Genomic DNA, 14,190 nt, shown 5'->3' with positions numbered 1-14,190 from the left:
AAACCTTCGTTTCCTTCATTATAACATCCCGATTTGATTTCATTGATACAGGTATAAAATGTATGCTGGTGCAATGCTCGAGAACAGGTGGGAAATATAGAATTTTCAGAGCGGGAAGCAAAATCCAACGACAAGTCCATTGGAGTGAATGGATCGCTCCACCCTCAATCGACTATCCACGTTCTATGATGATTAAGCTCTTAACGGCATGGTAATTCTCACAAGCAAACCCGCGACCGTTGCTTCATTGGTGACTATGAGAATCTCGCCCCCAACATCGCGAGCGATATCATTTGCAATGGCTAGCCCTAACCCAAAGCCCGGTTTGCACTTGTCAAAGCGTGACCCAATCTCAAAAGCCTCTGCCGCCTCATCAGCCGTCATTCCCGGACCGTCATCCTTAACATCCAAGATAATCTGCTTCTTGGACGTATAAAGCACACAAGTGACTTCGATTTTCGCCCATTTTCCTGCATTATCAAGGACACATCCTGCCATTTCACGAAATCCTATTTCGCCGAGTCCAGCTCGAATTTGTTCCGAGGCGTTACAGTTGAATGAAAAATGCTTGTTTGGGTGGAGACGGCGCATTGCATTTATCAATGGCACAATGACCTCGTTTGGCCTGCAACTTCCGCCCGGTCGCATTTGAGCAGTACCGGACCGGGAACGGGCGAGTTGGTATTCGGTTTGTTGGGTCATCAACTGGCATTGCTGCAGGAAAGTATCTGCGGCGGACGAGCTTGGGTCATTTTGTTTAATTCGCTCAGCTTCATCGGTCATAACTGCCAGCGGCGTGCGCAGGGCATGGGCCAAATTTGCCGCCTGAGTTCGCGCGCTTATTATTAGCGCGTCATTGCTACCAATATAGGCGTTTAGATTATTGACCAAAGGCTCGATTTCACTTGGATAGCGTCCTTCAATATATTTAGATTCACCCTTTCCCAGCCCCGCAACAAGTTGCCCTAGTTGCTCAAGTGGTCGCAAGCCAAACCAAATAATGATACCGCCGCTGACGATCAACAGACAGGCCAATATGGCAAGCCAGATTGTCAATTCCTTTTCAAACTGCCGGGTAATTTCGTCGAGCAGCCGCTGATCAGTTGCAATCACGAAATGAACGTCATTTCCGCTATCCGACTTGCGAACCAAGCCATAAGTTATAGCTTCTCCGGTGGGGCCGGGCTCCAAACGATGCGTAACTGAGGGCAACCGCGCTATACTGTCGTCAAGTTCCCCTTGCTTAAGGGAAGGCGAGCGAACCGGAGCATAGCCGTCACGTGTAATTTGCCAGTAGAACCCGGCCATCGGGACAGAAAATCTTGGATCTGAAAGTGGCCGCGATAAATAGGGCTGGCCAGAAGTATCTAGCTTTGTCAGTGCATCAAGTTCCTTCACATGAACGGAAAGTTCACTGTGATATTGTTCCGCAACGTGGACTGTGAAAAGCCGGGTTGAAGAATACCAGATTGCTACTGTACCAATTACCGTCCACAATAATATAGCGACAACAAATCGCGCACGCAGGCTGTTCATTTGCCATTTCATTTTTCGAACCTGTATCCCATTCCTCTAATTGTTGTGATTTTTTCCTTGCCAATTTTGCGGCGCAAACGGCTGACATGAACTTCAATGGTGTTCTGTTCGCGTTCTTCATCAAGCGCATAAAGATTCTCGAGTATGTCGGATTGCGGCAGGATATGGCCCGCACGCCTAACGAAAAGATGAAGTAACCTAAATTCTTGGCGGCTCAAGGTGATTTGCTTGTTTCCCTGCTTGACCGACTTTGCAGCAATATCGATTGTAACATCACCTGCGTTGAGAAGGTCATCTGCCTGTCCTGAAAAGCGGCGGATCAAAGCATGGAGGCGCGCTAAAAGCTCTTCAAACCGTACAGGTTTAACAACAAAGTCATCAGCACCGCGGTTTAGCCCTTCAACTTTATCTTCCCAGCCTCCGCGCGCCGTGAGGATAATTACCGGGACCTTTACACCCAAGTCCCGCCAGCGTTTGATAACTTGCATCCCATCGCCGTCCGGAAGCCCAAGGTCTAAAATGATTGCTGCGAATTGATCAAGGTCCGGCCATTCGATGGCATCAGCAGCGTTGGTGACCAGATCGACAGCAAAGCCGGACTGGCGCAAGCGATCTGACAGCCGCCGGGACAACTCCAGATCATCTTCTACCAGTAAAAGCCGCATTTCTGTGATTACTCCTGAGTTCGATTCTAACAATAGTGCATGTTTCTGAAGTGAAGCTGACAAAATAGCAAGTTGTTGTCAGGTTCGCTGTGCATGGGCTCATTTATGACACGCAACCATAAAATCATCCTATCAATCGCAGCTGCAATCGCGGTGATAGCGATTGCCTATTATTCCTTCTTTTCAGAGACTAATGGATCGGCTGAGTCCAAAACAGAAGCCCCGGCTGAGACCACGCCCGGCACTGTTACAGCCCAGCAATTAAAAGCTCTCGGCATTGAAACGGCTGTTGCCGTTAATGCAGGCGCGGTTCCGCTTGGAACTGTCCCCGCGATTGTTAGCCTCCCTCCCGAAGCGCGCGTTGCTGTTACCGCGCCATTCGAAGGTGCGATCATCCGCATGTATGTAGTTGAAGGTCAGGCGGTTGCACGCGGGACGCCCCTGGCCTTGATCAAGGTGCGCGAAACTTTGCAGGTCGGTGCAGACTTGGCGCGCGCCAGAGCCCACCTTGGCCTCGCGCGCGCCAATGCTAACCGCCTCAACCAGCTAGCGCGTGAGGGAATTATTGCCGAAGCGCGCGCGGACGAGGCCAATGCAGCACTTCGCTCCGCGCAGGTCACAGTATCAGAAAACCAGAAAATATTATCACAGGCCGGCGCGGGTAGCGGCGGGCAAATGACCCTGCGCGCGCCGATCGACGGCCGCGTGTCTGCGGTCAATGTGCAAACCGGCGGCCCGGTTGACACCATGACCGCGCCTTTTGTGATTGATAACACGTCATCCTATACACTCGACATTCAACTGCCGGAAAGATTGGCCAAATCTGTTTCGCCAGGAATGCCTGTTGAAGTGAATATAGCGCAGGCCGGAGGCACGGAAACTCCGATCCCGAATGGCGGTACTATTATCTCGGTGTCACCAACTCTCGACCCCATGACCCGCTCGGTGATGGCCAAGGCGAGTATTGGCGCGGCACCAGGAATGGTGGCAGGCAAAAGTGTGATGGTCACCATCACCGGAAATGGGCAGCAAACCGGCGTATCTGTCCCGGCAAAAGCTATCGCCCATATAGGTGACAATGACTATGTTTTCGTTCTGACAGGGAACCGTTTTGCAAAACGGCAAGTGGCATTGGCAGCTCAAGCGGGCGAATCTGCGGTCATAAACTCCGGCCTGAAGGTCGGTGAAAAAGTCGCTACCAGCGGCATAGCGGAACTTAAAGTCATGCTGGGCGGGGACTGACCAAATGCTTAGAAATTTGGTTGAAAAAGCACTTGCCTTTCGTATGGCTATTGTAGCTACGGCACTGGGATTAGCTGGTTTTGGGGTCTATGCTTTTATGACCCTGCCGGTCGATGCATTTCCCGATATCAGTTCAACGCAGGTCAAAATCATCCTGAAAGCACCCGGCATGACGCCGGAGGAAGTCGAAAGCCGGGTCATCACGCCAATCGAGATGGAAATGCTTGGTATTCCTGATCAGGCAGTGCTGCGTTCGGTTGCCAAATATGCGATTGCTGACATTACTATCGATTTTAAGGACGGCACAGATATTTACTGGGCGCGCAGTCAGGTTGGCGAGCGGCTGAACGGCGTGATGGGCGATTTGCCCGTGACCGTCTCAGGCGGCATGGCACCGATATCAACACCGCTTTCCGACATGTATATGTTCACTTTCGAAGGCCCGCAATCGCTAGCCGAGAAACGCCGCGTGCTGGATTGGATTGTTCGACCTGCGCTGCGTACGGTGCCAGGTGTTGCTGATGTTAACGCACTGGGCGGTTTCGTTGAAACTTATGAAGTGAACCCCAACAACGCATCGCTTGCAGCGGCTAATCTCACGATTTCCGATTTGCAGACGGCTATTGAAAGCAGCAACCGCAATGATGGCGCAGGCCGACTGACAGTGGGCGAGGAATCCCTTATTGTCAGGTCAGTAGGTGCCATCAAGAGCGTCGAAGATATGGCGGCGATCATCGTCAAGTCAGAAAATGGCGCTATTGTTCGCGTCGGTGATGTGGCGCAAGTCGGCACCGGAAGTCTGACCCGCTACGGCGCTGTTACAAAAAATGGCGAAGGGGAAGCGGTCCAGGGCCTCGTTGTGGGCTTACGCGGCGCAGACGCCAGCAAGGTCGTTGAGGGCGTGAAAGAACGTCTGCAAGAGATTGAGCCAAGCCTGCCAGCCTCAATGAAGATCGTCCCGTTTTACGATCGCTCGGATTTGATCGAACGCGCTGTGGGCACTGTAGAAAAAGCGCTGCTTGAAGCGACAATCCTCGTTGTGATCCTGTTGTTGCTATTCCTCGGGGATGTCCGAGCATCAATTATCGTTGCGCTAGCCCTTCCTATGTCGGTTTTACTAACCTTTATTTGCATGCGGTCGATTGGTCTCACGGCGAACCTGATGAGTTTGGGCGGCATAGCGATTGCTATCGGCATGCTGGTTGATGGCGCGGTTGTTGTGGTTGAAAATGTCGTCGAGCGCTTAGCTGAGGAAAAACATAAGAAGGTAAGCAAGTTGCACAATATCTTTGTTGCTTCAGCCGAAGTCGCAAAACCGGTAGCCTCGGGCTTAGCTATTATTGCACTTGTGTTCCTGCCACTGCTTACGTTGGAAGGATTGGAAGGAAAGCTGTTTTCACCCGTGGCGTTGACGATTGTCCTCGCTCTGCTTTCCTCGCTTATCCTTTCGCTCACATTGATACCTGTCTTGTGTTTTTTCATGCTGAAAATGCCAGATGGTCATCACGAACCGTGGCTTATGCGCAAACTCTCTCCCTTCTACACGCGTGTGCTTGGCGGCGCATTCAATCGTCGTCCGCTTGTAATCGGGATAGCAGCATTTTCTCTCGTAACTGCCGGCTTTGCTTATAGCGTGACGGGCAAGACGTTTTTACCGACGATGGACGAAGGCTCGCTGATCGTTCAGCTTACCAAATTGCCCAGCATTTCGCTCGATCACTCAGTAGATGGCGACATCAAGGTCCAAAAAGCGATACTTGCCAACGTGCCAGAAGTGACGGACGTCATCGCGCGAGTAGGCAGTGACGAACTGGGCCTGGACCCGATGAGCCCAAATGAAACCGACAGTTTCCTGAAACTCAAACCGCGCGATGAGTGGCAAGTATCAAACAAAGATGAGCTGACAGAGAAAATCCGCGATGTCTTTGATGATTTGCCCGGGATTGAGCCAAGTTTCACGCAGCCCATTGAAATGCGGATATCCGAAATGCTCACAGGAGCGCGCGGCGATCTGGCGATTAAGCTGTTTGGCCCTGATCTACAGGAGCTTTCGCGCCTTGCCGGTGAAATACAAGGTCGTTTGCAAAAGATTGACGGAACAACGGAAGCGATGACCATCGCCAATGATACGGTAGATTATTTGCAGCTTGATATGGACCGAATGGCCGCCGGGCGTTCGGGGATGCCGATCGACATGCTGCAGGACATGATGCGTGCACAGGTTGAGGGTGTGCGCTCAGGCGTCGTAGCCGATGGCAATCGCCGCGTTCCAATCCAAATCAAGGGCGAAGGCAGCGGAGGAATGAACCCGCAAAACTTCGCCGATCAACTTTACCGCTCACCCACGGGTCAGCTTGTGCGCGCCAGTGATGTTGCAACCGTCAATCAAGTCGTAGGGCCGGTGAAGCTGGAACATGAAAACGGCTCCCGCTTCGCGCTGATCCAGTCCTTTGTGTCTGGCCGCGATCTTGTTGGATATGTCGAAGAGGCAAAAGCTGATATTGGAAGCAATGTGAAGCTGCCACCGGGCTACCGGATCGTTTGGGGTGGGCAGTTTGAAAACCAGCAGCGTGCTTCAGCAAGATTGATGGTCGTGCTGCCCATCTCGCTAATCCTTATTTTTGTAGTTCTTTACGCAACGCTCAATTCGGTTCGCGCATCGCTATTAATTTTGATCAACATTCCCTTCGCGATGGTCGGCGGGATGGTTGCCCTAGCAGCATCAGGCGAATATCTCTCAGTGCCCGCTTCGGTAGGTTTCATTGCTCTACTAGGGATCGCGGTTCTCAACGGCCTCGTGATGGTCAGCTATTTCCGGCAATTGCGAGAGGAAGGCATGCCAATGCATGAAGCGGTGCGCATTGGCGCTGCGCGGCGGCTTCGGCCCGTCTTGATGACGGCAAGCATTGCCGCATTCGGGCTGGTTCCTTTGTTATTTGCAACTGGCCCCGGTTCGGAAATCCAGAAACCACTGGCCATTGTAGTAATCGGCGGCCTGGTTAGCGCGACCATGCTCACGCTCATCTTGCTGCCGATGCTGTACGAACGATTTGGCGAGAACAAGGCTGAACGAGACGCTGGCCAAAAATCATTTGATGAGGGGGCTAAGGCATGAAACATCTTCGATATTTTGTTGCACTTACTCTGACAGTCACAGCTGCAGCGCCATTATCTGCTCAGGTCGAATCTGGCCTGCCTGATGAAGCATCGGTTCAGACGGCGCTCGACGATCATCCCAGCGTCGCAGCGGCGCGCGCTCGTGTGGAAGCGGCAAAGGCTGAAGCCAGAGCGTTAGGAGTTGGTTCACACGAAGTGACCGTTTCCGGTTCCTATACTCGCCGCAATGTGGACCTTGAGGGTAATTTCAACGAATTTGATGCGACCGTGATGCGCCCTTTCCGCTTGCCGGGGAAAAAGAAACTCGATCGGGAGGCTGGCCAATATGGAGTCACAGCTGCTGAAAACCGCGCTGAGGATGTTAAGCACCAGGCAGCAACATTATTGGGAAGCCTTTGGTGGCAATGGTTGGGTGCGGGCGCTGAAGCAGTTATCGATGCGCAAGCCGTCAAAAATTATGAGGCAACGCTAACCGCAATACAGCGGCGGGTCCAATTGCGCGACGCTGCGCAACTCGAAGCCGATCAAACCGAAGCAGCGTTAGGATCGGCGCGCTTGATGGCCGAGCAATCCAAGGGGCGGGCAGAATATGCACGTGCACGGCTCGCGGCCCAATTCCCTAGTTTAGCTCTGCCTGTTGAAGCACCGGAAATGCCTCTACCTTCTATACCTGAAGGCGGGTTTGCTATGTTGCGCGATCTGGTGATTGAGCGCAGCCATGAGATTGCTGCGGCCGATGCGGAAGCAAATCGTGTCTCTACAATGGCAGAGCGCACACGCCGCGACCGCATTGCTGATCCATCACTTGGTTTTCGGGTGTTCAGCGAGCGTGACGGCATGGAAAAAGGAGCGGGCATTATTGCCTCTATACCGCTGGGTGGTCGCCACCGAAGTGCTCTGGCTGACCGCGCCGCGAGCGAAGCGTTGGCCGTTCAGGCCGAAGCGGCTGCCATTCGCTTTGATGTACAAGAAGTGGCCGATACCGATCTGGCGGCAGCCGAAGCAACATGGCGCTCTTGGCAGCGTAGTCGGGAGGGTATGAAAGCCCAAGTGGATGGTCTCATGAAAATGCGCCGCGGATACGACCTTGGTGCCTTCGACCTGTCTGATCTATTGTTAGCGGAGCGGCTAGCGCATGATGCTTTTCGATCAGAAGCCAGTGCCCGAAAAGATGCTCTGGATGCCATCACGAGGCTGAGGATCGACAGCCATAGCCTGTGGATTGGCGAAGATGATCACGGGCATGAATGACATGATGCATCAAGGCCGACAGCGATGTGGTGAACATCGTCCTAGTACGATGTTTGTCATCCAACGCGTTTTGCATTGATCCTGCAACTTACCGCTCGCCGACGCGTAAGCTATGGTGTTAATACTACATACTCATGTTTTCACCGGGACAGTATTGGCAAATTTTAAATCCGAGTTTGGAACAATTTTTTGAAACATCCCCAAGCATTGACTGAAAACACCAAATTGTTTCCTCTGTTGCGGATACACCTTACTTATTTGGCGCGCCATGGCCGCTTACCCAATCTGACCGCGCCCACGACATTTACCGAACTAGTACAGCTGCGCAAACTGCATGACAGAAATCCCAAGCTTCCCATTCTGGCGGACAAGGTTGCAGTCAAGGATATCGCGGCGAAGCGGTTGGGACCGGAATGGATCACACCCACTTTATGGAGCGGGACGCAATTGCCTGAAACTAGCGAGTGGCGGGAGCGGTTCGTCCTCAAATCGCGACATGGTTGCAACCAAATTGCGTTTGTTGACCCTAACGATACCAATTGGGCTGCGGTAAGGCGTAGGGCGCATGGCTGGGTCAAGAAGACCTATGGCTTTTGGCTCGACGAATGGCTCTACCGGCATATTCCGCATGGCCTTTTGATCGAACCATTTATCGGGCAAGATGGCGGCGTGCCGGTCGACTATAAATTTTATGTTTTTGGCGGCGAAGTTGCCTTTATTCAGGTGCATCTGGGCCGGGGAAACCGACACCGCTGGATTCTATTTGACCAAGACTGGTGTAGGGTTTCTGCGCTCACTGCAGATGCCGACCCCAAACCTCCACGATCACTAGATTCAATGGTAGAAGCCGCCGAGTTGCTCGGCAGCGATATCGATTTTGCCCGCGTAGACTTGTACGAACCTGCAGGGTCGCCGGTGTTTGGAGAGATGACATTTTATCCCGGTTCAGGCCTTGATCCATTTAATCCGGTGGGTTTGGACGCGGTGATCGGCGCTCATTGGTTGCGTGCGTTAGACATAGTGAAGAAAGAGGAGGTGCCACGAACCGCAGAAATTCGGCCCGCTGCGTCTTTGCTAACGCTGAACAGCGATGCCCCCGCATGACCAACCACGAAACCGCCACCCCTAAAGAGGCCCTCACCTGCTTCATTGATGCTCAGAAGTTTCCGTGTGTTGGCGCGAAGGCATCATTGGCAAAAGGCAACATGGAAATCCTGACAGCAAGCAGCCTGTTTTACACTGGCGATGATAAAGACATCTATTCACGGCTGAGCGGCCAAGCATATCGTTACCGAACTGACCCGCACATGTTTCAAAGCTTCGCTGTGATTTTTGCTGACGACAACACACTGTCAGAACGTGAATTTGAACAGGCTTTGTGGATTCGGCTGCAAGCCCTGTCCGACATTGATGTCGCAGCCGGGTGCAGCCATGATCAAGAGGTTAGTGCAGATCCTGATGCCGGTAATTTCTCCGTTAGCTTTGCAGGGGCGGCGTTCTTTATCGTGGGTCTGCATCCGGGTTCAAGCCGACCGGCACGGCGCTTTTCCAAACCAACCATCATTTTTAACATCCACGATCAATTTGAACAAATGCGAAAGACCGGACTCTATAATCAGCTACAGGCAAGTATTTCGGAGCGTGATACGGCACTGGCCGGAAGCCGGAACCCTATGCTCGCACCGCACGGCATGATATCGGCAGCGCGGCAATATAGCGGACGGCAGGTTGAGGCCGATTGGGCCTGTCCTTTTCACAGGAAAGAGAAAAAAGCCCCATGATTCAGGAATTGAAGCCACGCACCGGAACGGCTTTTGAGTTAAAGACCGGGCAGACGCTGACCGTGATTGATCCTATGGGTGAGCAGGTAGCCGATTTGTTGGCTTATAACCTTCACGACATCGGCGAGGTCATTTCTTCCGGGCGAACACTGGATTATGCAAGCCGCATTTACCTAACAACTGGCGATCCGCTTTATTCCAATCGCAGTAACGTAATGCTTCAGATCGAACAGGATGACGTCGGGCGACATGATTTTCTGCTGACACCCTGCTCGAAAGATACTTTTCGCATTATTTATGGTGACAAGGACCCGCATCGGGGATGCTTTGGCAATCTCGCCAGCGCTCTCGCACCGTGGGGTGTGAGCGAGGATCAAATTCCGACAGCCTTCAACTGCTTTATGAATGTTCCAGTCAATGCCGTTACAGGCGAAATCACGGTAGAATCGCCGATGAGCAAGGCGGGCGAGTGCATCCGCTTCCGCGCTCAGATGGACTTGATTATTGGGCTGACGGCCTGTTCGGCTCTGCAGTCCAATAACGGATCATTCAAGCCCATCCATTATGCAACTGGCGATTAGACCAGAGGCTGAGCAGGCAACCTCCAAATCTGGAATTTAATGACCGCTTTTCGAGCGCTAGGCATACGGGTTTATTGGCTTCGCCCGCGATCACGCGGCGATAGGTCACGTGCCTGCTTTTTAGGATGACCATCCTTGAATCCGAGCTTTTTAGCATAGTGCGCGGCAAAGACTTCGGGGGTCGCGTTCATGTGTTGATGCTTTTCGAGGAAGCCGTGAACGTCGTTGGCAAGCTCTCGATCTTGATTTGATCCGGTGGCGTTCAGCGCAAAGATAGCTTCGCGATATGCCTTGCGGATCGCCTGCCATTTTTCTGCGCCAAGTGCGATAAATGTCGGCAGTGCCTCTTGCCCCTGCGCGACGGCGATAGCCTGTTCATTGGTACGCCGATCTGCCTTCATCATCTGACGGCTTGATCCGGTGCGCAGCCGTGCGCGCAATTTGACCAACGCCATGCTTGACCCAGCAACCCCTCGCCCGCGCGCGCGTCTTGGCGTTGCTTCGGCAGCCACGCCGCGCGCGCGCAGCTCGCGTGCAAACCGTTCACGCAAACCATTCAGTTGGACCGGGCGAGGATTGAAGCGGGTTCGATCAAGCCCCTCTGCCTGCACTGTCAAATGAACATGCGGGCGCGGCGTATCGGTATGAAGCGCCAAGACATAATCATGATTGTCGCTGAATTCGGCATGGGCCAGCGCGCGAACCGCTCCCAGCACCTTGTCTGGGTCAGTGCCTCCGGGCATCGAAAAAACCAACGACACCGACGACACAGTTGGCCGTGACCGCCATTGCAGCGTGTCACTCCACTCAGCCGCGCGTTCTGCAATATCGTCTTTGCTCGTGAGAATTTCTCCGTCGCGGCTTTCGATCTCGACGTCACCCTTGCGTCCGATATAATCTAGGTGGGCTTTGACATGGCGACCACCCTTCTGGCGTCCCGTCACTTTGACCAAAACTTCGGGCGCGCGGCGCACAATCCTCGCCAACTTTGCCCGTGCTGTCTTGCCGCTGGCAGACCCGTAGCTAGCATAGAGCGGTGTCAGCGGCTGGCCATTCGGGTCATGAATATAGCGCACCCGGAATGCTGGCCGGGTTGCTTCCCAAAGGGCAGATTCCAACCCCATCAATCCGCTACCTCCCAATAGCCCGCATCGCCGTGCATGGCATCACCGACGGCTGCTATCTGTTCGGAAATTTCCATACGCATGTCGGCGATACGGCGCAGGTCGTTTCCAATCTGCTTGTCGCCATCTTCCATCATACGCAAATTGGCAGCCTTCATTGCCTGATTGAGATTGCGGCCAATGCGGAGCAACTGCATTCGTATCGGTGCGAGCTCAGCGAGCAAACCATCATCGACGCGCGATTTCAAAGACAGGTGTCGGCGCACCAATGCTTTGATCCAGCCTGACCGATTGGTCGAGCGCTGTGATGCACGGTATTCGATTACCGAAATCTCGGCATCGGTGAAGCGTAGCGAGACACGATTATGCGCTATTCCTTCGCGGCGTTCTAACAGAGGACGGCCACTGTTCTCCTCCAACACCTGTTCAATCATTTGCCGCAAGATCGCGCTTCGACCGCCCCGCCCCACTGCGAAGCTGTCGAGCGCAGATAGCGCTCCAGCATCTAGCCTAATGCTCAGCATCGCAGGTTTCGGATCGGTATTTGTCGCCATGAAATTGCCTCGTGAAACACGGGCATTGTAATACAACACGCGCCGCTAGGCATATCCTGCAATTAAGACAAATACCCTAAAACCCCCTAAGAAAAGCGTATCCAAAGTGGCCACATTCATTGAATATGAAGGCACCCTTGGATGCGCTTGGGGGTTAGGCTTTTAAGTGCGTCTGTGAAGCAAGGCTTCCCAAACGGACCGAAGATCGCCGTACGATTTCTTGCTGGCGGCTGGCGGTCGCGCTCCCCCATTCGGCGATCTCGGCAATGGTGCGACCGCAGCCGGTGCAGACGCTGGCCCTGGCGTCCAGCGCGCAAATATCTTTGCAGGGAGATAATGGCCGGTCGGTCATAAAGCCCAACATGCACTTTTATTCGGACGAGTGAAACTGTGACTGCGATGGCCACTCATCGGGACAAACGATCAATTATCCGGAGCTTCGGATATCTTTGCAGCCACTGCTTTTGTTCAAGCCGTTCCAAGAAGATCGACCGCTTCTCATTTGCAAATCGGCCCGCTGCCGTGAGCCGAAGTTCAAACAAATCATCCAGACCGAACGGTGCAGCGATTTCGCACTGGTCTTGGCCGCTCCGTCGAATCGCAACTGCGGTTGCGGTCTCCGGCCAGAAACGCATGGCGTCAGTCGCAGACCTGTAATCAGCGTCGCCATTCCTCTCGTTCATTCGCGCTTGATTTTTGACTGACCAATTCAGGTCCGGTCGGATTTTGTGCAACTCTGCTTCGAGCGCTCGATCTTTGGCGGCATTGGAATCGTCCGAACCAAACCAAATCACATCAATGTCTGCCGTCAATTCATTGGGCACGCGTCCGTGCAAATTATCCCAAACGGCATCTCGAACAAATCCTGCACCTACCCAACAGTCTGCCAAATCAAGCGAGCGCACAATGTCCAGCACGGGCCATCGGCTCGGGTCAGCCATCATCAACTTTTTAAGTGCCAAAGCATATTGCATAAGAGAACGACTACATGTTTGGGTTTCCAAACGATATATGATCCGACCTTCCGACTGTCTGGTTTGGTCCAATGTCAGTAAATCATGCGCTCAAACGAACACAGCGAAGCCCCGACCGGCAGAGCCGGTCGGGGCGCGGGCGTTTGGATCAGTTGCCGTTCGATGTGCGGGCGCGTGACCAGATGAGGTTGAAGCTCTTGCCATCTTCATCGGCGAACAGGCTGGCGAAGATCGGTGCGTTGAAGCTGGGATCGTCGAGCTTGATCGAAAGATAATCGCGATCTTCCTTGCTGGTCTTGGCCCAGGCTGCCCCGATTTCTGCCTTTGCCACGAACACCCGGTGGGTCGGTGCGTTTTCATTCTCGCTTGGTTCTTCGGCGACGATGGTGACGTTTTTCTTCTGCAACATCACGGTGACGATTTCGCCGCGATAGTCGTTGCCTGACTTTTTGAATGTTCCGATATTTGCCATGATACTTCTCCTTGGTTTGGTCGAACCCGCGCTCATTCGCGGCCTCGATGGCTGATTTCAGGCAGGGGCTTGAACCGATGCATCCGCAGGACCGAAACGAAGTGGAGGACGGTGCAGACCGGGGTTTCTTGTTTCCGCGCGGAATGCGCGTCAGCGCAGGGGAAGAAACTTTGGGCTGCACCGTTGCAGCTAGGGGCAAGAGGCGCAGCCGTCCTCTGCCAATCAAAGCCATTGACGAGGACGTGGATGAGTGCGGCTGGCCAATAATGCCAAGGAGATTTGGCAAATAACTGCCTGCATTCAATGTCTGGCTCATAGACTCCGGTCGATATGGCGCTGTCTGTTTGCGGAACGCAAGCGATTCCCCTTGCCGATATGAACAGATCACATGAAAATGCACCGACGCCCGGATTGACAATGGCCAAAGCCAATCGGGCAATCGGTCAATGACGACAGCAACCGCAGCGACCATTTCGGGCATCGAGAGGCTCCTGACGCACTGCTTTTGGAAGACTGTTTGCCGGTGAAGATGGCTCTGCCACCAACAGACAAAGCGCAGCCCGCCCATTGACGGCTACGCCCATGCCGAAGCCCCGACCGGCTCTGCCGGTTGGGGCTTTACGGTGATTTTGGAGCGGGCGGCTGAACAGCCGCCCGCCTATGCTTCAAGCTGCAATTCGCTCATTCTCTTCCGTTGTAGACGCAGCTTCGTCCGCTTCCTGCGGTTCCGGCTCGGATGACTCATCCTCTTCCATCAACCACTTGGCTCTTTCAGCAGCGGCAACAGTGCCGACACCGCCGCGTGTCGTATATGCTGATGGCGGAAACGCCATCCAGCGCGGAACCCATGACTCCTTCTTCTCACGGTCATTCTCGCCGGTCAGATGGTCACT

The 14,190-nt window shown here is 53.5% G+C and carries 13 protein-coding genes and 1 pseudogene; 6 read left to right on the top strand and 8 right to left on the bottom strand.

Annotated elements, in window-relative coordinates; genetic code table 11:
- Positions 1 to 192: 192 nt before the first annotated feature.
- Positions 193 to 1,548 (bottom strand): HAMP domain-containing sensor histidine kinase, encoded by a 1,356-nt coding sequence (locus V7676_RS17305; RefSeq protein ID WP_335660848.1) that lies wholly within the window; start codon positions 1,546 to 1,548, stop codon positions 193 to 195.
- Positions 1,545 to 2,201, bottom strand: a complete 657-nt coding sequence (locus tag V7676_RS17300) for a response regulator transcription factor (protein ID WP_335660847.1) — start codon at positions 2,199 to 2,201, stop codon at positions 1,545 to 1,547. Before V7676_RS17300 ends, V7676_RS17305 begins: the two co-directional genes overlap by 4 nt.
- Before the next feature lie 105 nt (positions 2,202 to 2,306).
- On the opposite strand from V7676_RS17300, the gene V7676_RS17295 reads away from it, so the two are divergent.
- From V7676_RS17295 to V7676_RS17270, 6 genes are all read left to right on the top strand, one after another.
- Positions 2,307 to 3,443: an efflux RND transporter periplasmic adaptor subunit gene (locus V7676_RS17295; RefSeq protein ID WP_335660846.1), complete on the top strand. Its 1,137-nt coding sequence runs from the start codon at positions 2,307 to 2,309 to the stop codon at positions 3,441 to 3,443.
- Positions 3,444 to 3,447: 4 nt separating this feature from the next.
- Complete coding sequence (locus tag V7676_RS17290; RefSeq protein WP_335660845.1) at positions 3,448 to 6,558, top strand: efflux RND transporter permease subunit; 3,111 nt, start codon at positions 3,448 to 3,450, stop codon at positions 6,556 to 6,558.
- A complete protein-coding gene (locus V7676_RS17285; protein WP_335660844.1) occupies positions 6,555 to 7,811 on the top strand; it encodes a TolC family protein in 1,257 nt (418 codons plus the stop codon). The genes V7676_RS17290 and V7676_RS17285 overlap by 4 nt, the downstream gene beginning before the upstream one ends.
- A 189-nt stretch (positions 7,812 to 8,000) precedes the next feature.
- Positions 8,001 to 8,915 carry an ATP-grasp fold amidoligase family protein gene (locus V7676_RS17280; RefSeq protein WP_335660843.1) on the top strand — a complete coding sequence of 305 codons (915 nt, stop codon included), beginning with the start codon at positions 8,001 to 8,003 and terminating at the stop codon, positions 8,913 to 8,915.
- Entirely contained in the window at positions 8,912 to 9,592 is a 681-nt protein-coding gene (gene gntA, locus V7676_RS17275; protein WP_335660842.1) for a guanitoxin biosynthesis heme-dependent pre-guanitoxin N-hydroxylase GntA, read from the top strand. Before V7676_RS17280 ends, gntA begins: the two co-directional genes overlap by 4 nt.
- Entirely contained in the window at positions 9,589 to 10,173 is a 585-nt protein-coding gene (locus V7676_RS17270; RefSeq protein WP_335660841.1) for an urea carboxylase-associated family protein, read from the top strand. The genes gntA and V7676_RS17270 overlap by 4 nt, the downstream gene beginning before the upstream one ends.
- Before the next feature lie 71 nt (positions 10,174 to 10,244).
- Here the strand turns inward: V7676_RS17270 and V7676_RS17265 are convergent, their stop codons facing one another.
- The 6 genes and pseudogenes from V7676_RS17265 to V7676_RS17240 all read right to left on the bottom strand — a co-directional run.
- On the bottom strand, positions 10,245 to 11,297 hold the full coding sequence (locus tag V7676_RS17265) for a relaxase/mobilization nuclease domain-containing protein (protein ID WP_335660840.1): 1,053 nt from the start codon (positions 11,295 to 11,297) through the stop codon (positions 10,245 to 10,247).
- Positions 11,297 to 11,851, bottom strand: coding sequence for a hypothetical protein (locus V7676_RS17260; protein ID WP_335660839.1), 555 nt, complete (start codon positions 11,849 to 11,851; stop codon positions 11,297 to 11,299). Before V7676_RS17260 ends, V7676_RS17265 begins: the two co-directional genes overlap by 1 nt.
- Positions 11,852 to 12,005: 154 nt before the next feature.
- The gene (locus V7676_RS17255; protein ID WP_335660838.1) at positions 12,006 to 12,203 is read right to left on the bottom strand and encodes a DUF1289 domain-containing protein; all 198 of its coding nucleotides are present in this window, start codon (positions 12,201 to 12,203) and stop codon (positions 12,006 to 12,008) included.
- A 55-nt stretch (positions 12,204 to 12,258) separates the two neighbouring features.
- Positions 12,259 to 12,813 carry a nucleotidyltransferase family protein gene (locus V7676_RS17250; protein WP_335660837.1) on the bottom strand — a complete coding sequence of 185 codons (555 nt, stop codon included), beginning with the start codon at positions 12,811 to 12,813 and terminating at the stop codon, positions 12,259 to 12,261.
- A 160-nt stretch (positions 12,814 to 12,973) separates the two neighbouring features.
- Entirely contained in the window at positions 12,974 to 13,297 is a 324-nt protein-coding gene (locus V7676_RS17245) for a DUF736 domain-containing protein (protein ID WP_335660836.1), read from the bottom strand.
- 665 nt (positions 13,298 to 13,962) lie between these two features.
- Positions 13,963 to 14,190: pseudogene (locus tag V7676_RS17240) on the bottom strand (chromosome partitioning protein ParB); the annotation flags it as partial.

Source organism: Parasphingorhabdus sp., assembly GCF_036963805.1.
GTDB lineage: Bacteria > Pseudomonadota > Alphaproteobacteria > Sphingomonadales > Sphingomonadaceae > Parasphingorhabdus.
Note: the sequence above shows the minus strand (reverse complement) of the source record. Positions and strands in the feature narration are given on the sequence as shown.

Excerpts from the sequence above, each read along its gene's own strand:
- V7676_RS17260 (WP_335660839.1), bottom strand. The coding sequence starts at position 11,851 with ATGGCGACAAATACCGATCCGAAACCTGCGATGCTGAGCATTAGGCTA.
- V7676_RS17245 (WP_335660836.1), bottom strand. The coding sequence starts at position 13,297 with ATGGCAAATATCGGAACATTCAAAAAGTCAGGCAACGACTATCGCGGC.
- V7676_RS17265 (WP_335660840.1), bottom strand. The coding sequence starts at position 11,297 with ATGGGGTTGGAATCTGCCCTTTGGGAAGCAACCCGGCCAGCATTCCGG.
- V7676_RS17300 (WP_335660847.1), bottom strand. The coding sequence starts at position 2,201 with ATGCGGCTTTTACTGGTAGAAGATGATCTGGAGTTGTCCCGGCGGCTG.
- V7676_RS17305 (WP_335660848.1), bottom strand. The coding sequence starts at position 1,548 with ATGAAATGGCAAATGAACAGCCTGCGTGCGCGATTTGTTGTCGCTATA.
- V7676_RS17285 (WP_335660844.1), top strand. The coding sequence starts at position 6,555 with ATGAAACATCTTCGATATTTTGTTGCACTTACTCTGACAGTCACAGCT.
- V7676_RS17290 (WP_335660845.1), top strand. The coding sequence starts at position 3,448 with ATGCTTAGAAATTTGGTTGAAAAAGCACTTGCCTTTCGTATGGCTATT.
- V7676_RS17255 (WP_335660838.1), bottom strand. The coding sequence starts at position 12,203 with ATGACCGACCGGCCATTATCTCCCTGCAAAGATATTTGCGCGCTGGAC.
- V7676_RS17295 (WP_335660846.1), top strand. The coding sequence starts at position 2,307 with ATGACACGCAACCATAAAATCATCCTATCAATCGCAGCTGCAATCGCG.
- gntA (WP_335660842.1), top strand. The coding sequence starts at position 8,912 with ATGACCAACCACGAAACCGCCACCCCTAAAGAGGCCCTCACCTGCTTC.
- V7676_RS17270 (WP_335660841.1), top strand. The coding sequence starts at position 9,589 with ATGATTCAGGAATTGAAGCCACGCACCGGAACGGCTTTTGAGTTAAAG.